The organism is Methylocella sp. (assembly GCF_044226135.1).
Lineage (GTDB): Bacteria > Pseudomonadota > Alphaproteobacteria > Rhizobiales > Beijerinckiaceae > Methylocapsa.
In genome coordinates this window covers 24417-45344 of record NZ_JBGAHM010000024.1, presented here as the reverse complement: position 1 = coordinate 45344, position 20928 = coordinate 24417, and the positions used below count along the sequence as shown (strand labels likewise).

General features: G+C 68.8%; 16 protein-coding genes. 9 read left to right on the top strand and 7 right to left on the bottom strand.

Annotated elements, in window-relative coordinates; all coding sequences use genetic code 11:
* Positions 1 to 60 precede the first annotated feature (60 nt).
* The 4 genes from ACILRB_RS11105 (at position 61) to ACILRB_RS11090 (ending at position 5848) form a co-directional block, all read left to right on the top strand.
* Entirely contained in the window at positions 61 to 894 is an 834-nt protein-coding gene (locus tag ACILRB_RS11105; protein ID WP_395666360.1) for a hypothetical protein, read from the top strand.
* Positions 895 to 1857: 963 nt separating this feature from the next.
* Entirely contained in the window at positions 1858 to 3411 is a 1554-nt protein-coding gene (locus tag ACILRB_RS11100; protein ID WP_395666359.1) for an ATP-binding protein, read from the top strand.
* Positions 3404 to 4990: a tRNA (adenosine(37)-N6)-threonylcarbamoyltransferase complex ATPase subunit type 1 TsaE gene (tsaE, locus tag ACILRB_RS11095; RefSeq protein ID WP_395666358.1), complete on the top strand. Its 1587-nt coding sequence runs from the start codon at positions 3404 to 3406 to the stop codon at positions 4988 to 4990. The genes ACILRB_RS11100 and tsaE overlap by 8 nt, the downstream gene beginning before the upstream one ends.
* A 132-nt stretch (positions 4991 to 5122) precedes the next feature.
* A complete protein-coding gene (locus tag ACILRB_RS11090; protein ID WP_395666357.1) occupies positions 5123 to 5848 on the top strand; it encodes a nucleotidyltransferase family protein in 726 nt (241 codons plus the stop codon).
* A gap of 21 nt (positions 5849 to 5869) precedes the next feature.
* On the opposite strand, the gene ACILRB_RS11085 is transcribed toward ACILRB_RS11090, so the two are convergent.
* From ACILRB_RS11085 to ACILRB_RS11070, 4 genes are all read right to left on the bottom strand, one after another.
* Positions 5870 to 7372, bottom strand: a complete 1503-nt coding sequence (locus ACILRB_RS11085; protein ID WP_395666356.1) for a DEAD/DEAH box helicase — start codon at positions 7370 to 7372, stop codon at positions 5870 to 5872.
* A 328-nt stretch (positions 7373 to 7700) separates the two neighbouring features.
* Positions 7701 to 8750, bottom strand: a complete 1050-nt coding sequence (locus tag ACILRB_RS11080; protein ID WP_395666355.1) for a S1C family serine protease — start codon at positions 8748 to 8750, stop codon at positions 7701 to 7703.
* Positions 8751 to 8818: 68 nt separating this feature from the next.
* Positions 8819 to 9844 (bottom strand): glycosyltransferase family 4 protein, encoded by a 1026-nt coding sequence (locus ACILRB_RS11075; RefSeq protein WP_395666354.1) that lies wholly within the window; start codon positions 9842 to 9844, stop codon positions 8819 to 8821.
* A complete protein-coding gene (locus ACILRB_RS11070) occupies positions 9844 to 10659 on the bottom strand; it encodes a UDP-2,3-diacylglucosamine diphosphatase (RefSeq protein WP_395666353.1) in 816 nt (271 codons plus the stop codon). Before ACILRB_RS11070 ends, ACILRB_RS11075 begins: the two co-directional genes overlap by 1 nt.
* 185 nt (positions 10660 to 10844) lie before the next feature.
* On the opposite strand from ACILRB_RS11070, the gene ACILRB_RS11065 reads away from it, so the two are divergent.
* On the top strand, positions 10845 to 11462 hold the full coding sequence (locus ACILRB_RS11065; protein ID WP_395666352.1) for a helix-turn-helix domain-containing protein: 618 nt from the start codon (positions 10845 to 10847) through the stop codon (positions 11460 to 11462).
* On the top strand, positions 11459 to 12661 hold the full coding sequence (locus ACILRB_RS11060; RefSeq protein ID WP_395666351.1) for an MFS transporter: 1203 nt from the start codon (positions 11459 to 11461) through the stop codon (positions 12659 to 12661). The genes ACILRB_RS11065 and ACILRB_RS11060 overlap by 4 nt, the downstream gene beginning before the upstream one ends.
* Positions 12662 to 12668: 7 nt before the next feature.
* Here ACILRB_RS11060 and ACILRB_RS11055 read toward each other — a convergent pair whose 3' ends face one another.
* The 3 genes from ACILRB_RS11055 to ACILRB_RS11045 all read right to left on the bottom strand — a co-directional run bounded on the left by ACILRB_RS11055 (position 12669) and on the right by ACILRB_RS11045 (position 17540).
* Entirely contained in the window at positions 12669 to 15782 is a 3114-nt protein-coding gene (locus ACILRB_RS11055; RefSeq protein ID WP_395666350.1) for a multidrug efflux RND transporter permease subunit, read from the bottom strand.
* A 1-nt stretch (position 15783) separates the two neighbouring features.
* Positions 15784 to 16941, bottom strand: a complete 1158-nt coding sequence (locus ACILRB_RS11050; RefSeq protein ID WP_395666349.1) for an efflux RND transporter periplasmic adaptor subunit — start codon at positions 16939 to 16941, stop codon at positions 15784 to 15786.
* A gap of 404 nt (positions 16942 to 17345) precedes the next feature.
* Complete coding sequence (locus ACILRB_RS11045; protein ID WP_395666348.1) at positions 17346 to 17540, bottom strand: CsbD family protein; 195 nt, start codon at positions 17538 to 17540, stop codon at positions 17346 to 17348.
* A gap of 353 nt (positions 17541 to 17893) precedes the next feature.
* On the opposite strand from ACILRB_RS11045, the gene ACILRB_RS11040 reads away from it, so the two are divergent.
* The 3 genes from ACILRB_RS11040 (at position 17894) to ACILRB_RS11030 (ending at position 20918) form a co-directional block, all read left to right on the top strand.
* Complete coding sequence (locus tag ACILRB_RS11040; RefSeq protein ID WP_395666347.1) at positions 17894 to 19216, top strand: hypothetical protein; 1323 nt, start codon at positions 17894 to 17896, stop codon at positions 19214 to 19216.
* Positions 19217 to 19339: 123 nt separating this feature from the next.
* Positions 19340 to 20164 carry an ABC transporter permease gene (locus tag ACILRB_RS11035; protein WP_395666346.1) on the top strand — a complete coding sequence of 275 codons (825 nt, stop codon included), beginning with the start codon at positions 19340 to 19342 and terminating at the stop codon, positions 20162 to 20164.
* Entirely contained in the window at positions 20154 to 20918 is a 765-nt protein-coding gene (locus ACILRB_RS11030) for an ABC transporter ATP-binding protein (protein WP_395666345.1), read from the top strand. The genes ACILRB_RS11035 and ACILRB_RS11030 overlap by 11 nt, the downstream gene beginning before the upstream one ends.
* Positions 20919 to 20928 lie beyond the last annotated feature (10 nt).

Below are 20928 nucleotides of genomic sequence, written 5' to 3'. Positions count from 1 at the left end.
GCGGGCTAAGGTGCGCGCCGCCGCGCGCCGGCGGGGCGGGGCGCGGACGAAGGGGGCTCGATGGGGACGCGCTGGCGCGAATTTCTGGCGGGGACGATTCTGGCGGGCGCGAGCCTCGACGCGCTCGCAGGGCCGGCCCTCGCCGCGCCGGCTTTGGGCGAGGCCACGACGACGGCCGTCTTCGCCTTCGGCTTCGGGGCGCTCGCTTTCGCCGGCGCCGCCGGCTGCCTTCATGCGTCCGGCCGCCGCGCCGCCCGCCGCCGCGAGGCGGAGCTTGAAGCCGAAGCCGCGACGCTGCGCGCGCGCCTCCATGAGGCCGGTTTTTTCCTGGGCGAAAAATCTCAGGCGCTGGTGATTCTGCCGGGGCCCGGCGAGGCGGCCCGCGTCTGCGGCGACCTGTCCGTCCTCGGCTCGGAGGCGGCGCGGACGCGGCCGCTCGATTTCGCCGGCTGGCTCGCCGAAGACGACGCCGCGCGCCTCGCCGAGCGCACGCGACGGCTGCGCGCCGGGGGCGAGGGCTTTCGCCTCACCACCGCGACGCGCGACGGGCGCTGGATCGAAGTCGAAGGCGCGCCCCGGTCAGGCCGCGTCCTGCTGCGCCTGCGCGACGTCTCGCAGGACCGCCTCGACGCGATCGGCGTCGAGCGCGTGGCGGCCGAGGCCCGCGCGCAGCTCAAATCGCTCTGGACGACGCTCGAGGCGTCGCCCAACCCGGCCTGGCTGCGCGACGCCGGCGGCGCGCTCATTCTCGTCAACGCCGCCTACGCCAGCGCGGTCGAGGCGAAGGACCCGGCCGACGCCGTGGCGCGCGGCCTCGAGCTTTTCGACAAGCCGGCGCGCGAGGCGAGCCTCGCCGCGCGCGCGGCCGGCGAGGTCTGGCGCGCCCGCGTATAGCTGCGCCGCCTGACGGGGCAGGGCGGCCTCCAGGATGGACGGGGATAGATGAGGACAGCGCGCGGTGCTGGCGGGGCGCTCGCCAGCGCAGGCGCAGAGGCGCTCGCGACGCCGGCGCTCGCAACACAAGCCGAGCGCGGCCCGGGGCAGCGGCTTCGTCTTCGCCTTCGGCTTCGGGGGCGCTCGCCTTCGCCGGGGCCGCCGGCTGGCTTCATGCGTCCGGCCGCCGCGCAGCCCGCCGCCGCGAGGCGGAGTTCGACGCCGAAGCCGCGCGCTGCGCGCGCGCCTCCATGAGGCCGGTCTTTCCTGGGCGAAAAATCTCAAGTTCTGGCGATCCTGCCGGGCCCGGCGAGGCGGCCCGCGTCGTCGGCGACCTGTCCGTGCTATCGCCCGGAGGCGGCGCGGACGCGGCCGCTCGATTTCGCCGGCTGGCTCGCCGAAGACGACGCCGCGGCAGCTCGCCGAGCGCATGACGGCTGCGCGCCGGGGGCGAGGGCTTCCGCCTCACCACCGCGACGCGCGACGGGCGCTGGATCGAAGTCGAAGGCGCGCCCCGCGCCGCCGCGCCCTTCTGCGCCTGCCTGCGCGACGTCTCCAGGGACCGCCTCGACGCGATCGGCGTCGAGCGTGGCGGCCGAGGCGCGCGCGCAACTGAAATCGCTCTGGACGACCATCGAGGCGTCGCCCAACCCCGCCTGGCTGCGCGACGCCGGCGGCGCGCCTTCGTGCTCGTCAACGCCGCCTACGCCAGCGCGGTCGAGGCGAAGGACTCGGCCGACGCCGGCGCGCGGCCTCGAACTGCTCGAAGCCGGCGCGCGAGGGCGAGCCTCGCCGCGCGCGCGGCCGGCGAGGTCTGGCGCGCCCGCGTTCCCGCAGTCGTCGCGGGCGCGCGCCGCATCTTCGACGCGTCATCGACGCGCCGGCCGCGACGGCGGCCTCGGCTGCGCCGGGATGGCCGCCGACGTGACCGAACTGCAGGCCGCGCGCGACGCGCTCGAGCGCGAGCGCGAGGCCCACGCCCGCACGCTCGACCAGCTTTCGACGGCGGTGGCGATCTTTGACGGCGCGAAACGCCTCGCCTTCCACAACGCAGCCTATCGCCAGCTCTGGGGGCTCGACCACGCCTGGCTCGACGAGCGCCCGACCGACGGCGAGATCCTCGACCACCTGCGCGCCGCCGAACTCATCCCCGAGCAGGCCGACTATCGCGCCTGGCGGGAGAAGCTGCTGTCCTGCTACCAGTCGATCGAAACCGAGGAGCAGGCCTGGCACCTGCCCGACGGGCGCACGCTGCGCATGGTCGTCAACCCCAATCCGCAGGGCGGCGTCACTTATCTTTACGACGATCTGACCGAGCGCTTCCGCCTCGAATCGCGCTTCAACGCGGCGATGCGCGTGCAGAGCGAGACGCTCGACGCCCTGAGCGAAGGCGTCGCCGTGTTCGGCAGCGACGGGCGGCTCAAGCTGTTCAATCCCGCCTTCGCCGAGCTCTGGGGCCTTGACCCCGCCGCGCTGAGCGGCGAGCCGCATATCGACCGGGTCGCCGAACTCTGCGCGCCGCTGTTCGCGCAGCCGGACGACTGGGACGCGCTCAAGGCCGCCGTCGCCGGGCTCGAGGACCAGCGGCTCGGCTCGAAAAGCCGCAAGACGCTCTGCGACGCGCGCGTGTTCGACTGCGCCGCCGCGCCCCTGCCTGACGGCGCGACGCTCCTGACCTTCATCGACGCCACCGCCGGCGTCAACATCGAGCGGGCGCTGACCGAGCGCAACCAGGCGCTGGTCGAGGCCGAGCGCCTGCGCAACGACTTCGTGCACCATGTGTCCTATGAGCTGCGATCTCCGCTCACCAACATCATCGGCTTCGCGCAGCGCCTCGACGATCCGGCGGTCGGCCCGCTGAACCCGCTGCAGCGCGACTATGTCGGCTACGTCAACGCCGAATCGACCTCGCTGCTCGCCATCATCAACGACATTCTCGACCTCGCCTCGATCGACGTCGACGCCATGGAGCTTTCGCTCGAGGAGATCGACGTCGCCGGCGCCGCCTTCGCCGCCGCGCAGGCGATGGAGACCCGCGCCGCCGACGCCGGCGTCTCGATCCATGTCGTCGCGCTCGGGCCGCTCGGCTGCTTCGTGGCCGACGGCAAGCGGCTGCGCCAGATCCTCACCAACCTGCTCTCGAACGCCATCGGCTTCTCCGATCGCGGCGAGAGCATCGACCTTGCGGCGATGCGGCGCGACGGCGAGATCGTGTTCAAGGTGATCGACCGCGGGCGCGGCGTGCCGCCCGAAGTGATCGATCATATTTTCGACCGCTTCCGCACGCATTCGGCCGGTTCGCGCCATCGCGGCGTCGGGCTCGGCCTGTCGATCGCCCGCTCCTTCGTGGAGCTGCACGACGGGCGCATCATGATCGATTCGGCGCTGGGAGAAGGGACCACCGTGACCTGCGTTTTCCCCGCAAAGATGGTTCCGGCCGAGGCCGCCGGGCAAGAGGAGCGCGAAAGCAATGGCTGAAGACGCCGAGGTCGCGCCCGCGCCGGATCAGGCTCCTCCCGCCGGGCTGGGGGCGGCCTGCTGGACGAGGCGCCTGCCCGACGAGGCGGCGACGGCCCGCCTCGCCGACGAGATCGCCGAGCTGATCGAACCTGGAGATCTCGTCGCCCTCTCGGGCGAGCTTGGCGCCGGCAAGACCACGTTCGCGCGCGCCCTGATCAGGCGCCTGAGCGGCGACGCCGAGATCGAGGCCCCGAGCCCGACCTTTCTGCTCATGCAGCTCTATGAAGGGCGCAAGGCGCCGATCGTGCACGCGGATTTCTACCGGCTCGAAAGCCCCGAAGAGCTCGTCGAGCTCGGCTTCGACGAGGCGGTCGAAGGCGCCTTCGCCATCGTCGAATGGCCGGAGCGGGGCGGCGGCCGGCTCTCGCCAGACCGTCTCGACGTCAGTTTCGCGCTCGATCCCGAGGGCGGCGAGGAGGCGCGGACCGCGACCGTCTCCGGACGCGGCGCCTTCGCCGAACGCCTCGCCCGCGTCCAGGCGATCGAGGCCCTGCTCGCGCCGACGCAATGGCGCGCCGCCCGGCGCGACCACATGCAGGGCGACGCCTCATCGCGCGCCTTCGAGCGTCTCGTGACGCCGGACGGCGCGACCGCCGTGCTGATGATCTCGCCGCCGCGCCCCGACGGCCCGCCGATCCGCTTCGGCAAGCCCTATAGCGCCATCGCCCGACTCGCCGAAGACGCGCGCCCCTTCGTCGCCGTCGACCGGGCTTTGCGCGGACAGGGGCTGTCTGCGCCCGAAATCTACGCCTTCAACCTCGAGACGGGCGTGGTCCTGCTCGAAGATCTCGGGACCGAGGGCGTGCTGGCCGACGGCGCGCCGGACTTCGAGCGCTACGAGCTCGCCGCGCGGGCGCTGGCGAAGCTGCATGCGAGCGATCTGCCGGACGTGCTCGAAGTCGAAGACGGCGACGATTATGTGGTGCCGCCCTATGACCTCGACGCGCTGCTCATCGAGGTCGAGCTGTTCCTCGACTGGTGGGCGACGCATCGCGGCGGGCTGCATCTGTCGTCGGGGGCGCGCGCGACCTTCGTCAACATCTGGAAACGCACGCTCAACGCCGCCCTGACCATGGAGACGACCTGGACGCTGCGCGACTATCATTCGCCGAACCTCATCTGGCTCGCGCGGCGGGAGGGGCTCGCCAAAGTCGGGCTCGTCGATTTTCAGGACTGCGTCATGGGGCACCCGGCCTATGACGTGGTCTCGCTGCTGCAGGACGCGCGCGTCGACGTGCCCGAGGCGCTCGAACTGAAGCTGCTTGGCGCCTATGCGCGGGCGCGGCGCGAGTTCGCGCCCGGCGCGGCCTTCGACCTGCAGGAGTTCGCGCGGGCCTATGCGGCGCTCGGCGCACAGCGCGCGACCAAGATTCTGGGCATTTTCGCGCGGCTCGACGCGCGCGACCGCAAGCCGCATTACCTCGCGCATCTTCCGCGCGTGGAGCGCTATCTGCAAAAGAACCTGCGCCACGAGAGCCTCGCCGAAATCCGCGCCTGGTTCAGGACGCATGCGCCAAAGCTCGCCGGCGAAGCCTGAGCGCGGCGCGGAGGCGATCCCGCCCGGGCGGCCTCTGCGCGGGCTTGGCGTCGTCGTGCGGCGGGCTTAAAACTCTGCGGCGTTTCGGGCCGACGTCCCGGACCCTCGGGAACAAAAGGCGGCCGTCCGTTCATGTCCACGCAAGCGCCCGAAACGGCCATGGTCTTCGCCGCCGGCCTTGGCAGCCGCATGCTGCCTTTGACCCTGACGACGCCCAAGCCGATGATCAAGGTCGGCGGCAGGCCGATGATCGACCATATGCTTGACCGCTTCGCCAGCGCCGGGGCGCGCCGCGCGGTGGTCAACGTGCATCATCTCGCCGATCAGGTCGAAAGCCATGTGCTCGGCCGCTCCGATCTCGAAATCATCGTCTCGGACGAGCGCGCGAAGCTGCTCGACCAGGGCGGCGGCCTCAAGAAGGCGCTGCCTTTTCTGGGCGAGAAGCCGATTTATGTGGCGAACACCGACGCGCTCTGGATCGAGGGGCCGCGGCAGAACCTGCTGCGCCTCGCCGAGCTGTGGGACCCGGAGCGGATGGACATCCTGCTTCTGGTGGCGGCGACGACGGCGAGCGTCGGCGTCGACTGGCCGGGCGATTTCTACATGGCCGTCGACGGAAGGCTGACGCGTCGCCCCGAACGGGAGGTCGCGCCTTTCGTTTATGCGGGCGTGGGAATCGTCAAGCCGGCGCTGTTCGCCGGCCGCGCGGAGGACGTCTTTCCGCTGTCGCCCTATTTCTTCGAGGCGGCGCTGCACGGGCGGCTCTACGGCCTGCGGCTCGACGGGGTCTGGCGGCTTGTCGGCGCGCCGCGGGTGATCGCCGAGGCCGATTGGGAGATCGCCCGCCGCGCCACCTGACGCCGCCGGCGGCGAAACCGCTCAGCCGCCGACGCCGGTGGACTCCTCGGCGTCCTCGCGAACGGATTTAGAGGGCCTGAGGCGCACCGGCCGCAGCATGAACATGGGCACATGATCGCCCATGCCGACGACCGGAACGTCGTCGTCCTCGTGGCGGCGGCGGTCGCGCCGTCCGTCGCGCCGCGGCTCGCGGCAGCAGGCGCGCGGCGCGGGCGCCGGCCTGGCGACGGCGCGCGGCGGCTCCTCGGCGACGGGCTCGGGGCGCGGGCGCGCCTCGCCGCGCTCGCGGCGGCGGCTCTTGCCCGAATCGCCGTCCTCGGCGCGGCGGCGGTCGCGTTTTCCGCGACGGCGGTCGCCGTCTTCGCGCGCGGCGTCGGCGTCGTCCTCGGGCAGGTCGGCGAGCGCCGGGCCCTCGGCGTAGTCGATCTTGCGGCCGATCAGCTTCTCGATCTCGGCGACATGCTTCTGGTCCGCGCGGGTGACGATCGAGATGGCGACGCCGCTCTTGCCGGCGCGGCCGGTGCGGCCGATGCGGTGAACGTAATCTTCGGCGTGGGTCGGCATGTCGAAATTGAAGACATGGCTGACGTCGGGGATGTCGAGGCCGCGGGCGGCGACGTCCGAGCAGACGATCAGCGCCACCTCGCCCGTCTTGAAGGCGTCGAGCGAGGCCATGCGCGCGCGCTGGTCCATGTCGCCATGCAGCGCGCCGGCCGAGAATCCATGCTTGACGAGCGATTTGTGCAGCACCGCGACGTCGCGCTTGCGGTTGCAGAAGATGATCGCGTTCTTGAAGTCGGCCGCGCCCCGGATCAGATTGCGCAGCGTCTTGCGCTTGTCGGGGCCGGGCGGGGAGGCGACGAGCCCCTGCGTGATGGTCGAGGCGGTCGACGAAGGCCGCGCCACCTCGACGCGGGCCGGATTGTGCAGGAAGGTCTCGGTCAGCCGCGTGATCTCGGGCGGCATGGTGGCCGAGAAGAACAGCGTCTGCCGGGTGAAGGGGACGAGCTTGCAGATGCGCTCGATGTCGGGAATGAACCCCATGTCGAGCATGCGGTCGGCTTCGTCGATGACGAGGATCTCGATGCCCGTCAGCAACAGCTTGCCGCGCTCGGCGAAGTCGAGCAGGCGGCCCGGCGTCGCGATCAGCACGTCGGCGCCGCGCGTGATCTTGGCGTCCTGGTCGGCGAAGGAGACGCCGCCGATCAGAAGCGCGACGTTGAGCTTGTGGTTGACGCCGTAGCGCACGAAGCTCTCCTCGACCTGCGCGGCGAGTTCGCGCGTCGGCTCGAGGATCAGGGTTCGCGGCATGCGCGCCCGCGCCCGGCCCTGTTCAAGGCGCGAGAGCATGGGCAGGGTGAAGGCCGCGGTCTTGCCGGTGCCGGTCTGGGCGATGCCCAGGACGTCGCGCCCTGCGAGCGCGAAAGGAATGGCTTGGGCCTGGATCGGCGTCGGCGTCGTATAGCCGGTCGCTTCGACCGCCTGCAGCACTTTGGCGCTAAGGCCAAGTTCCTCGAAAGTCATCTTTATCCTGAAAAACGGGCCTGCGCCCTGCAAATGCCCACAAGCGGCTGGAAGGCCGCCGGCGCGAACGAGCCTTCAGGGACCAACCTTCGGGCTCAAACTGACGGACTGGCGGTGTCGCCGAGACTTACAGGCGGCTTGCGCGCGGCCTGACGTCAATTGCTCCTGACGCCGTGGCGTCGGGATTGTTGGCGATATGGCTCTTTCTCTTGCCTCAAAACTCGCGCCGAAGCAACGAAATTACGCTTCTTGCGACGGAAAACGCGGAGTTTACGCCGCTTTTCTGGGTCGGCTCCAAAGCTTGCTTAATTTCGATGCAGTTTCGGGGCTAGCGCCGCTCGCGCAGCGCCGCCCAGAACCGACGGCGGTCCGAACGCCGCAGCACTTCGACCAGAGCGACCCGGTCGATGCGGCTCGCGTCGAGAAGGCGCAGAAGGTCGCCGGCGCTCGCCACCGGCTCGCCTTCGACGGCGAGCACGATGTCGCCGGTCAGCAATCCGGCGTGGTCGGCCGGGCTGTCCTTCTCGACCTCGTTGATCACGGCGCCGCGGGTCTGTTCGAGGCCGAGGCGCAGCGCGATCCGGCGCGGCAGCACGATCGTGCTCGCGCCGACGCCGAGCCAGGCGCGCCGCACCCGCCCGTGCCGGACGAGCTCGCCGAGCACGAAACGCGCGGTGTTGGCGGCGACCGCGAAGCAGATGCCCTGCGCGCCGGCGATGATCGCCGTGTTGATCCCGACCACCTCGCCGTTCGAGGCGACGAGCGGGCCGCCCGAATTGCCGGGGTTGAGCGCGGCGTCGGTCTGGATCACGTCGTCGATCATGCGCCCGTTGGCGGCGCGCAGCGAGCGCCCGAGCGCCGAGACGACGCCGGCGGTGACGGTCGAATCGAAGCCGAGCGGATTGCCGATCGCGACCGCGATCTCGCCTGGCCGAAGCCGCTTCGAATCGCCGAGCCGGGCGGCGGGAAGGGCGACGTTCTCATCGACGCGGACGAGCGCGAGGTCGGTGTCGGGGTCGTCGCCGAGCACGCGGCCCGACAGGCTGCGGCCGTCGAGCGTCAGGACGCCGGCGCGCTTCGCGCCGCCGACGACATGGCTGTTCGTGAGAATGAGCCCGTCGGGCGAGACGATCACGCCCGAGCCCGAGCCGCCGCGCCCGTCGCCGCGCCGCACGTCGAGGCGCACCACGCTCGGGCCGACCTCTTCGACGATGCGCGTGAGGCGGCGCGAATAGGCGTCGAGCAGCGCGTCGTCGGGCGGATCGTCGTCCTGCGTCCCGCTTTCGCCTGCGGGCGGAGGGGCGGCGAGCGCGGAGTCGTCGCGGCCTTCGGCGAAGCGGTCGGAATCGTCAAGAATCAGGGAAGAATAGAAGTCCATCAGCGTAGACCCTGGAAAGGATTGGCGCTGATATGGGGCATATGCCCGAATGTTAAAGGGGCGAGCCGTCAGAGGGCGGCGGTCGAGAGCTTGCGCGACTTGGCGAGCACGATGTTGTCCAGGAACTGGCGCGCGCTGTTCGCCCAGGTGAAGGTCAGGGCGTGGGCGCGCGCTTTTTCGCGCGGGATGTCGAGCGCCTCGAGGCAGGCGGCGCGCAGGTCTTCGTCGAGCGCGCCGACGCCGCTCGATCCGATCACGTCGAGCGGCCCGGCGACGGGCAGGGCGGCGACGGGCAGGCCGCAGGCGAGCGCCTCGATCAGCACCATGCCGAAAGTGTCGGTGCGGCTCGGGAAGACGAGCGCGTCGGAGGAGGCGTAATAGGCCGCGAGTTCGACGGAGCTTTTTGCGCCGACGAAGCGCGCCTTCGGAAAGGCGGCCTCGAGCGCGCGCCGCGACGGGCCGTCGCCGACGACGAGCTTCGAGCCCGGCAGGTCGAGCGCCAGAAAGGACTCGATGTTCTTTTCGGGCGCGAGCCGGCCGGCGTAGAGATAGATCGGGCGCGGCAGGTCGAGCGGCAGCGTCCGTTCGGGCGAAAACAGCCGGTGGTCGACGCCGCGCGACCAGTGCATCAGCCGTTCAAACCCGCGCTTCTTGAGGTCGGAGGCGACGGACGCCGTCGCGACCATCACGCCGGCGCCGGAATTGTGGAAGCGCCGCAGCACGGCGTAGGTGATCCACGAGGGCAGGCGCGTGCGCGTCTCGATATATTCGGGAAAGCGCGTGTGGTAGCTCGTGGTGAAGGCGCGGTTCTCGCGCAGGCAGTAGCGCCGCGCGGCGAAGCCGACCGGACCTTCCGTCGCGATATGGATATGGTCGATCGGCGCGCCGTCGAGCCGCTTGCGGATGGATTTGGCGCTGGCGAAGGCGAGTTTGATCTCGCCGTAGGTCGGCAGCGGCACGGAGGCGAAGCCCTGCGGCGTCAGGAACTCGACCTCGGCGCCGAACTCGCGCAGGGCGGCCGCGACCGATTCGAGCGAGCGCACCACGCCGTTGACCTGGGGCTTCCAGGCGTCGGTCGCGATCAGGATGCGCATCAGGCGGCCGCCTGGCGATGCGCCCGCGCGGCGGAGGACGCGGGCAGCAGGGCCTGTTCGGCCGCCGTCGCCTGCCAGCGCAGGATTTCGAGCCGGCCGTCGGCGTGCTCGGCGACCGCCGTGCAGGACTCGACGAAATCGCCCGTGTTCACATAGAGCGCGCCGCCGATGTCGCGGATCGCGGCGTGATGAATGTGGCCGCAGACGACGCCGTCGACCTGATGGCGGCGCGCGGCGTCGGCGAGCGTCTGTTCATAATCGCCGATGAAGCTCACAGCGTTCTTGACCTTGAGCTTGGCCCAGGAGGACAGCGACCAGTAGGGGAAGCCGAGCCACCGCCGGACCTTGTTGAACCAGCGATTGACGACGAGCGCCGCTTCATAAGCCCAATCGCCAAGGAAAGCGAGCCAGCGCGCGTGCTGGACGACGACGTCGAACTGGTCGCCGTGGATGACGAGAAGGCGCCGGCCGTCGGCCGTGACATGGACCGCGCTGTCGACCACCTCGACGCCGCCGAAGAAGGCGCCGACGAAGTCGCGCGCGAATTCGTCGTGATTGCCGGGGGCGTAGGTGATCTTGACGCCCTTGCGCGCCTGCCGCAGCAGCTTCTGCACGACGTCATTGTGGGACTGCGGCCAGTACCAGCCGCTTTTCAGCCGCCAGCCGTCGATGATGTCGCCGACGAGATAGACGTTGTCGGCTTCATTATGCTTCAGGAAGTCGAGCAGCAGATCCGCCTGACATCCTTTCGTGCCGAGATGAACATCCGACAGGAACAGGCTGCGGTAACGTCTTGGCTCTGCTGACTCGCTCACGCGTCGGATCCTGCGTTCTGCTTTTGCTGCGCTGCTTTATAAAGCAGAGTCGCATGGCTTTCGGATGACGCTATGATGATGGACGCTTGACCGCCCCCGGGCTCGCCGCTTCACGCCGCTTGCGGACGCGCCGGCGCGTTCGATATAACAAACGCGATGGCGGGGCATCGCCGAACGGGGTCGCGATGGGAATCGAAGGGCGGGACAAGGCCAAGGCGCTCGAAGCCGGCGCGCTCGCCGTGTCCGGGCAGCTCGGAAAGGCCGTGCAGCGCCTGCGCAAGGCCTATAATCTGTCGCTTTCCGAGCTTTCGGAACATTCGGGCGTCGCCAAATCGATCATCAGCCAGATCGAGCGCAACGAAACCAATCCGACGCTCGCCACCATCTGGCGGCTGTCGCAGGCGCTCGACGTGTCGATCGAGCGCGTGCTGCAGGCGCAGGACGACGAGCCGTTCCTTGAAAAGACCGAGCGCCGCGACACGCCGATGCTCGTCTCCGACGACGGAAAATGCCGGCTGTCGATCGTCGGCTGGATCAAGACGGTCGAATGGCTGCAATGGTACGAGTTTTCGGCGGACCCCGGCGGCGTGCTCGAATCGGAGGCGCACCAGCGCGGCTCGGTCGAAAGCCTGTCCGTGAGCGAGGGCGAGCTTGAGGTCGAGGTGTCGGGCGTGGTCGAGCGGGCGCGGGCCGGCGACACGCTGCGCTACCGCTGCGACCGGCCGCATGTCATCCGCAACGTCTCGGACCGGCCGGCCGTCGCGACGATGGTCTGCATCCTCAAGGCCGCGGCGATGGAGTGAGCGCGAGGCGCCTCCTGAAGCCCGGCGAATCGCGCGACCTCGCGCTCGTCGCCGGCCTGTTCTTCCTGCCGCTCGGCCTGCAACTGCCCTATTTTCCGGTCTGGCTCGGCGCGCGCGGCTGGAGCGAGGGCGAGATCGCCGCAGCGCTCGCCGCGCCGCTCGTGCTGCGCGTCGTCGTGACGCCGCTCGTCGCGCGCTTCGCCGACCGGCGCGGCCTCGGGCTCGCCCTGCTGCTGTGCGCGCTCGCCATCGCCTGCGGCTATGCGTTCCTCGCCGCGGTCGAAGGCTTCGCCCCGGTCTTTTTCGGCGCGCTCGTCGTCTCGCTCGCCATGGGCTCGTCGCCGGCGCTGTGCGACGCCCTGACCGTCTCGGCGATGCGCCGCGCCGAGGTCGAGGGACGGACGCCGGTCGCCTATGGACATATCCGCGTCTGGACCTCGATCGGCGTGCTCGCCGTCATGCTGGCGTCGCCGCTTCTGGTCCGGCTCTTTCCCGGCGAGCGCATCATCCATGCGCTGCTGCTGCTTTCGATGGCTTCGCTCGGCGCCGGCGCGCTCGCCTTCCGGCGCATGAACCGCGTCCACACGCTCGTTCAGGAGCGGGGCGGACGGCTGACCGCCGACCGCGCGCGGCTGCGCCTCGCGGCCATGGCGATCATGGCCGCGTCGTTCATTCAGGCGAGCCATGCGCAGGTCTACGCCTTCGGCACGCTGGAATGGCGCGCCGCCGGCCTTTCGGCCTTCGCGATCAGCCTCGCCTGGGCGATCGGCGTCGCCGCCGAAAGCGCGCTGTTCATCGTCGCCGGGCGACTGTTTCGCTCCGAGCGCGCCTCGATCTGCCTCCTGCTCGCCGGCGCCTTCGGCGCGAGTTTTCGCTGGATCGCCATGAGCTTCGGGCCGCCGGGCTGGGCCGTCATCCTGCTGCAGACGCTGCATGCGCTGAGCTATGGCGCGACGACGATCGGCGGCGTGCTCCTGCTTGGCGCGCTGGCCACGCCGACGCACCGGGCGCGGATGCAGGGATGGCTTTCGGCGGCTTCGGCCCTGAGCCTCGCCGCCGCGACCTTCGCGGCCGGCGCGCTGACGGCGGCCTTCGGCGCCGGGGCCTATCTGGCCATGGCCGCGCTGGCGCTTCTTGGCGCGGGGGCGGCGCTCGTCGCGGGCGTGCTCAGGGCGCGGCTGCCGCCGCCGCCCTGCTGAGCGGCGCTCATTCCGCCGCCGAGCGGCCGACGCCTTCGTCAAAAATGTCGATCGCAGGCTCGGGGCGGCGGCCGGTCGAATGGTCGCGCGCCACGAAAGTGTAGACCGCCGGCGTGACGAACAGCGTGAACAGCGTGCCGATGGTCATGCCCGAGGCGATGACGATTCCGATCGAAAAGCGGCTCTGCGCGCCGGCGCCGTTGGCGACGATGAGCGGGATCATGCCGACCACCATCGCCGCCGTGGTCATCAGGATCGGGCGAAGGCGCACGGCCGCCGCCTGCACGATCGCGTCGCGGCGGGAGAGGCCGTCCTCGATCTGGAGCCGGTTGGCGAAGTCGACCATCAGGATGCCGTGCTTCGAGATCAGGCCGATCAGCGTGACAAGGCCGATCTGCGAATAGATGTTGAGGCTCGCCGCGCCCACGACGCCGAGGATGTTGAGCGGCAGCAAAGCGCCGAACATCGAGGTCGGCAGGGCGATCAGGATGATGAACGGGTCGCGAAAGCTTTCGAACTGCGCCGCCAGCACCAGAAAGATCACGATCAGCGCGAACACGAAGGTCACGAGAAGGGAGTTGCCCTCCTTGACGTATTGCCGGCTCTCGCCCTGATAGTCGACGGTGAAGTCATGGGGCAGGATCTCCTTGGCGGCCTGCTGCAGGAAGGCGATGACCTCGCCCATGGTGCGGCCGGGGAAGGGCACGCCCTGCAGCGTCGCCGAATTGAGCTGCTGGAAGGTCGGCAGGGCGTTCGGCTGCACGCTCGTCTCGACGCTCGCCACGGTCGCGAGCGGCACGAGGGCGCCGCTCGCGGTGCGCACCTGGTAGCGCGTCAGCCAGTCGGGCGTCAGGCGGAAGTCGCGCGGGGCCTGGGCGATGACCTCGTAGCTGCGCCCATTCATGTTGAAGCGGTTGACGTAATTGCCCCCCAGCATGGTGGCGAGCGAGGAGCCGATCTCGGCCATGTTGAGGCCGAGCCTGTTCGCCTTGTCGGCGTCGATCTTGAGCTCGATCTGGGGCAGGTCGAAGCGCAGGTCGGTGTCGGAAAAGATGAACAGGCCGCTCTTGTCGGCCGCGGCCTTCAGCTTGTCGATCGCCTCGACGATCTCCTTGTAGTCGCCGAGCGAGCGGATCACGAACTGCACCGGCGGCCCGCCGGTCGAGCCCGGCAGGGCGGGGGGAGAGAAGGCGAGGATCTGGGCGCCCGTCGCCTCGGCGAGCTTTGGCTGCAGTTCGGCGAGGACCGCCTTCTGGCTGCGCGCGCGCTGGTCCCAGGGCTTGAGGATGACGCCGCCAAAACCCTGCCGCACGCCGTTCGAGCCGTTGATGAGAAAGACGTTGTCCTTTTCGGGGATCGCGTCCGCGGCCTTCTGGACCTGCGCCGTGGCGCGTTCGAGATAGTCGAGATTGGCGTATTGCGGCGCCTTGATCAGCGCGAAGATCGCGCCCTGGTCTTCTTCGGGGGCGAGCTCGCGCGGCGTCGAATAGAACATGATCGCCGTGAGGACGATGGTCCCGGCGAGGATCAGCATGGTCAGGGCGCGGAACTCGAGGCTGCGCGCCAGGCGGCGGCGGTAGGCCTCGCGCAGCCAGTTGAACACCCTGTCGATGCGCGCCGCGAGGCTGCGCCCGCGGTCCTCGGCCGGGGGCTTCAGGAGATAGGCGCACATCATCGGCGAGAGCGTCAGCGCGACGACGCCCGAGACGACGACCGCGCCCGCGAGCGTGAAGGCGAATTCGCGGAAGAGCGCGCCCGTCAGCCCGGTGACGAAGCCGATCGGGGCGTAGACGGCGGCGAGCGTGATCGTCATGGAGATCACGGGGCCGGCGATCTCGCGCGCGCCGACGAGGGCCGCCTCCTGCGGACTGAGCCCGTCCTCGATATGGCGATGGATGTTCTCGACCACCACGATGGCGTCGTCGACGACGAGGCCGATCGCCAGCACCAGCGCGAGCAGGGTCAGGAGATTGATCGAATAGCCGAGCGCCAGCAGGACGATCATCACGCCGACGAGCGACAGCGGAATGGTGACCACCGGCACGATGGTGGCGCGCAGGCTGCCGAGGAACAGGAAAATCACGACGACGACGATGGCCGCGGCCTCGGCGAGGGTTTTTTCGACCTCGGCGATGGAGGCGCGGATGAAGTCGGTCGCGTCATAGGCGATCGACGCTTCGAGCCCGACCGGAAGCTGCGTCTTGAGCTCGGGAAAGGCGGCGCGCACGGCCGTGATGACGTCGAGGGGATTGGCGGTGGGCGTCGGATAGACGCCGATGAACACGGCCTTCAGCCCGTCGAACTGCGACGAGGAGTCGGCCGAGGCCGGGCCGAGCTCGATGTCGGCGATCGCCCCGAGCCGCGTCAGCGCGTCGCCGCGGGCGAGCACCACGAGATTGGCGAAGGCCTGCGCCGAATCGAGCGAAGTCTGGGCGTTGATCGCGGTCTGGACGAAGTCGCCCTTGATCTGGCCGGCGGCGGAGGTGAAATTATTGGCCGCGAGCGCGGCCCGCACGTCGTTTGGCGTCACGCCGCGCGCGGCCATCTTGTTGGGGTCGAGCCAGATGCGCATGGCGAAGGTCTGGCCGCCCAGAATCTGCGCGTTGGCGACGCCTTCGATGGTCTGCAGCTTCGGCTGGACGACGCGGGTCAGATAGTCGGTGATCTGCGAGGGCGTCATGACCTTCGACGAGAAGGACATGTAGAGCAGGGCGCTGGATTCGCCCGTCTGCTTGACGACCACCGGGTCGAAGGCTTCGCGCGGAAGCTGATATTTGATCTGGTTGACCTTGGAGAGCACGTCCGCCAGCGCGCGGTCGGCGTCGGCGTTGAGCAGCAGGTTCAGCGTCACGGTCGAGACGTTCTGCTGCGAGCTCGTGACCAGCGTGTCGATCCCCTCCGCGCTGGCCACGGCCTGGGCGATCGGCGTCGTGATGAAGCCCTTGACGAGATCGGCGTTGGCGCCCGGATAGCTCGTGGTCACGGTGATCGTCGTCGACGACAGCTCTGGATACTGGCGCACCTGGAGCTTGAACGCGGCCTGAAGGCCGACGAGCAGGATCAGCAGGCTGACGACGCTGGCGAGGACCGGCCGGCGGACGAAAATATCGGTGAAAGACATTTCACTCCTTCGGACGCGCCGGCGGCGGCGTCAGCGCGGTGTCTCTCGTGACGCGCGCGAGCGCGCCGTCCGTCGTCTTGATCTGGCCTTCGGTCACGACGAGCTCGCCGGGCCGCACGCCGTCGAGGATCGCGATCCTGTCCTCGCGCGCCTCGCCGACGCGCACGAAACGCCGTTCGAGCTTCATCGGCCTGTCGTCCGCTGCGGCCGCCGCCTGCGCCGACCCGTCCGGCGGCGGGGCCGGAACCGCGACGAACACGCTGTCGCCGTAAAGGGAATAGGTGACGGCGGTGCGCGGCGCGGTGACGACCTCTTTCGGCTCGCCGGCGTCGACGACGACATTGGCGAACATGCCGGGCAGGAGCGCCTTGTCCTTGTTTTCGAGCACGCCGCGCAGAAGCACGTTGCGGCTTTCCGGCGAGACGCGGGCGTCGACCGTCTCGACCTTGCCGCGGAACACGCGGCCCGGATGCGAATCGACCGTGACCTCGATCTCCTGGCCGGGCTTCAGGCGATCGAGCCATTTCTCGGGCGCCGGAAAATCGACATAGATGGGATCGAGCTGCTGGAGGGTGATGAGCGTCGTCCCCGGCGAGACATACTGGCCGAGGTCGATCTTGCGGATGCCGAGGCGGCCCGCGAAGGGCGCGGCGATCTGCTTCTGGGTGACGACGGCGCGCACCCGCTCGACGGCGGCCGCGGCCTGGTCGCGCGCAGCCTCGGCGGCGTCGAAGCTCGCCTTGGTGGTGTTGCCCGACCTTGTCAGCTGGCTCTGGCGCTCGAGCGCCAGATCGGCGTTCTTGAGCACGGCGAGATTGCTCTTGAGCTCGGCCTGCTCGACGAAATTGTCGATCTCGAACAGCGGCGCGCCCTTCTCGACGTCCTGTCCCGACCGGACCTTGACGGCGACGACCACGCCGCCGATCTGCGGCGCGACCTCGACGCCCTGAAAGGCGCGGAAGCTGCCGATCGCCGGCAGGCGCGGCGTCCAGGAGTCCGCCTGCGCAGGCGCGACCGCGACGGTGGTCGGCGGCGGCTCGGCCTGCGCGATGAACTGGCGGATCATCTGCGGCTTGACCACGAACTGGAAATAGCCGAGGCCGCCCGCAAGCGCCGCCAGCAGGATGAGAACCGTCAGAAAAACAAAGGCGCGTTTCAATGGTTTGCCCGGAAATGCGTCGAATCTCGCCCGTGGCGCCGGCGTCGCCTGAACGGGCGAAACCGGCCGCCGGACGGCGCGACAGTCCGACAGAAGCCTGACACGAGGTTTGTATCCGAAATCAGGCTTACGCAAATCAAGTCCGATCGTCGCGCCGGGCGCCGGAGCAGAAATAATATCTTCGAGACAAATGGTCAAAGCCGCGCGACGCGGTTATTCCGCGTCAAGCACGCCGGATAAAAGAAAAACAGCGCCGCCGCGGCGGCAGGGTGAAGCGAACCCTGATATGAAGCGCGTTTTCTTTCCGATCTCTTCGGACGCGCGCCCCAGCAACAAAAAACGCGTCCGGACCGGACGCGCTTCTTGATGAAGACAATACTATTTTAGTTCTATCTTGGAAGCGGTCAGCGCTTGATGCTGTCGGCCGCCTTCTTGCCGGCGTCCTTGACGTCGCCGATCGTCTGGCGCGCGGCGCCCTCAGCCTTGTCGGCCTTGCCTTCCGCGACGAGACGGTCGCTGCCCGTGACCTTGCCGACGGCTTCCTTGGCGGCGCCCTTCATCTTGTCGGCGGCGCCCTTGAGATGCTCCTTGTCAACCATTCGCGGCTCCTTTCGGTGTTGCGTTCGGGCGCTTAACGGCGAAAGCCGCGCCGGGTTCCGCGGCGGCCGCAGCCGCCCTCCAAACCCCTCACGCCTAAAGCGACCGCTCTCCGCGTAACCCGGGGCGCCTCCAAGTTACGCAAAGCAACAGGATTTCGCTGCGGCGAAAGGCCGCCGCGTCAAGTTTGATTTAAATTTTACTAATGACGTAATTCAACAATTATCATCTCACAGGGAGGCTCGGGCTTCTTCTTGCGACCGAAAAGGCGACTGCAGCGATGCGAAGGTTTCTCACTAGCCTGTGTACAGGCGCGTATCTCATTCTCGGACTCGGAGCGGGCCAAGCTCTCGCGGTGCAAAGCTGGTCGGGCAGGCTGAACGGATATTCGGCCTATATCTATGACGTGACGCAGCCGATCAGGGCCGCCGTGGTCAACAATATGTCGAGCGTCGTGCCAAGCGGCGACCGCGAGCTGAAGACCATGGCGCGTCGCTACAACATGATGATCATCGACGTCACGCTCGACTACTGGAACGCCGACCGCAGCGCCCAGCGCGTCCTGGACACGCTCGCGGCCGGCGCGAACGCATTCCCCGACCGGCCTGAAATCCGCTATCTCAACGTGGTGCTGATGGGGTTTTCGGCGGGCTCGGCCGGCGCGGCGATCACGGCCTCGAGCCCGCTCCTGTCGAATCCCGATCCGACGAAGGCGCCGCAGCGGGTCATCGCCGTCGCGACCTATCATGAACTCGATCCGCCGCCTTACCTGCCGCCGGCCTGGACGCCGCATCTCTTCATCTCCGATCCGGGCGACGTCTACGGCGGCCTCCTCACCAACGTCGAAGGCTACGTCCCGGCGACCGGCCACGACGCCTTCGCGCGCCAGCTCGCGGCGGCGGGCCGTCCGATCACCGTGTTCAGCCAGTATGGCGAGTGGCACGGCGGCTCCTATTACGGCTGGTGGCACTACGCCAGCGCGCGGTTCCTGCGCTTCTGGACGGAGGCCATTCTCGCCGCGAGCCTTCCCGCCGCGCCGTCGACGACCGGGCCTGTCATGGCGCCCGACTGGCGCACCTATTCGGGCGCCTGGCGCGCGTCCTATGACGTCGCCCAGAACACGGGCGTTCAGCCCTGGGGCTCGAAGGAGCGCATGGTCAATGTCGTGACCGCGCCGAAAGATTCCCTCACGGGCCCGCGGCCCTATATCTGGCTGCCGACGCAGGCCGTCGCCAACTACTGGCAGACCGCCGTGAACACGGGCTCCCTGCCGGCCGAATACCCCTCCGCGGCGACCGCGCTCACCTCCTTCGTGCGGCCGGGATCCGACGCGGCCGGCCGCGACTATGTCGATTCGCCGGTGTGGACGACGACCGACGGCTCCTTGCCCGTGCCCAGCACGGGCGCGTCCTGCGCCTTCTCGCCGAGCGGCGACGGCAATCTCATCATCAACTATGACCGCGGCGTCGTCTCCGCGAGCGCGGTGGCGACCGGCGCCGTCGTCAGCAAGGCGCCGTGGGTCTGGGGATCGACCCTCGTCGTGCCGCTCAAGCGGACGGTGTCCTCTCCGACGCTCAATGTCGCGCTCACCAATATCGTGATGGCCGACGGAAATACCGCGCCGAACCTCAACGTCGCCGCGAAATATCTCGTGCAATGTCCGGCGTCGTCGTCCTGACGCGCCGCGCCGGGCGTCCGCGCGCCTCGCATTGACGAAGCGGCGTCAAACTGGTCTACATCCGCCGCGCACGGCGCAACAGCGTCGCGCGCGGCGGATTTCGCACGTTTAATCGGGGACTTAATGACGTTTGCGACGCCTTTGACGACGCTGGCGGCGCCCTTCGCGCACGCCTGGCGATATCAGGAGCTGATCCGGGCGGTGGTGCGCCGCGAACTCGCGGTGCGGTTCCGCGGCTCGATTCTGGGCTGGCTCTGGGCCGTGTTCGGCCCGCTCGTCATGCTTTCGGCCTATACGATCATTTTCTCGAACGCCGTCGGCGTGCCGAACTCGGCCAAGGGCATGGGGGTCGGGGGCTACGCCCTGTCGATCTTCGCCGGGCTCATCATCTTCAATCTTTTCAGCGAGATCGCCTATCGTTCGCCGGCCATGCTGCATGAGCAGGCGTCGCTGATCAAGAAATCGATCTTTCCGAGCGAGACGCTCGCCTGGACCGCGACGATCCGCGGCTCGGTCTATGCGCTGATCAGCCTCGCCGTGCTCGTCGTGTTCAAGCTCGCGGCGTCGTTCTCGCTGCCGGCGACGGCGCTGCTCCTGCCGTTCGTCGCCGCGCCCTTCTTCCTGATGCTGCTCGGCCTCTCATGGTTCCTGATGGCGCTCGGGTCGTTCACGCGCGACGTCGCCCATCTCATGATCTCGATCGTCCCGGTGTTCATGTTCGCGACGCCGATCTTCTACACGATCGAGGACGTTCCGCCTCATTTGCGCCTTTACGTGCACCTAAACCCGATCGGAAATTATGTTGAAATGACGCGTGACCTGCTGCTCGCCGGCAGGGCGCCCGACGCCATGCTCTATTTCGGCACTGTCGCGGGATCGCTCCTCGTGTTTTATTTCGGCTATCGTTTTTTCATGCAGTACAAGGCCGTCTTCGTCGATGTCATCTGAAACCGTCGTGGATTGTCACAGGGTCGGCAAGGCGTTTCAGCTTTATCTGCATCGCAACGACCAGCTCAAGCAGACGCTCTTCGGCCGCTGGCGGAAGTTCTACCATGAGCATTGGGTCCTGCGCGACGTGACCTTCAAGGTCGAGCGCGGCGAGCGGGTCGGCATCATCGGCCGCAACGGCGCCGGCAAGACGACTCTTCTGCAGATCATCTGCGGCATCACGCGGCCGAGCGTGGGCGAGGTCGCGATCAAGGGACGCGTGGCGCCGATTCTCGCGCTCGGCTCCGGCTTCGACCATGAGCTCACGGGCCGCGAGAACGCGCTCATCGGCGGCGCCATCCTTGGCGTGAAGCGCAAGCTCATCGAGGAGCGCCTGCACCTCGTCGAGGCCTTCGCCGACATCGGCGAATTCTTCTACCAGCCCCTCAAGATGTATTCGACCGGCATGGCCGCGCGCCTCGCCTTCGCCGTCTGCGCCTACGCCGACGCCGACATCCTGATCGTCGACGAGGCGCTGTCGGTCGGCGACGCGCAGTTCCAGGCGAAATGCGACGACTTCATTCAGGAGTTCGCCAAGCGCGGCACCATTCTCGTCGTCTCGCACGACCTGCACATGCTGTCGCATCTCTGCGACCGCGTGGTCTGGATCGAGGACGGGCGGGTGCGCGAGATCGGTCCCGCGCATGAGATCATCGAGGATTACCGCGACGTGATCGAGGGCCGCGCCCCGAAGCCGCGCGCCGTCTCGGCCTGACCGGCGCAGG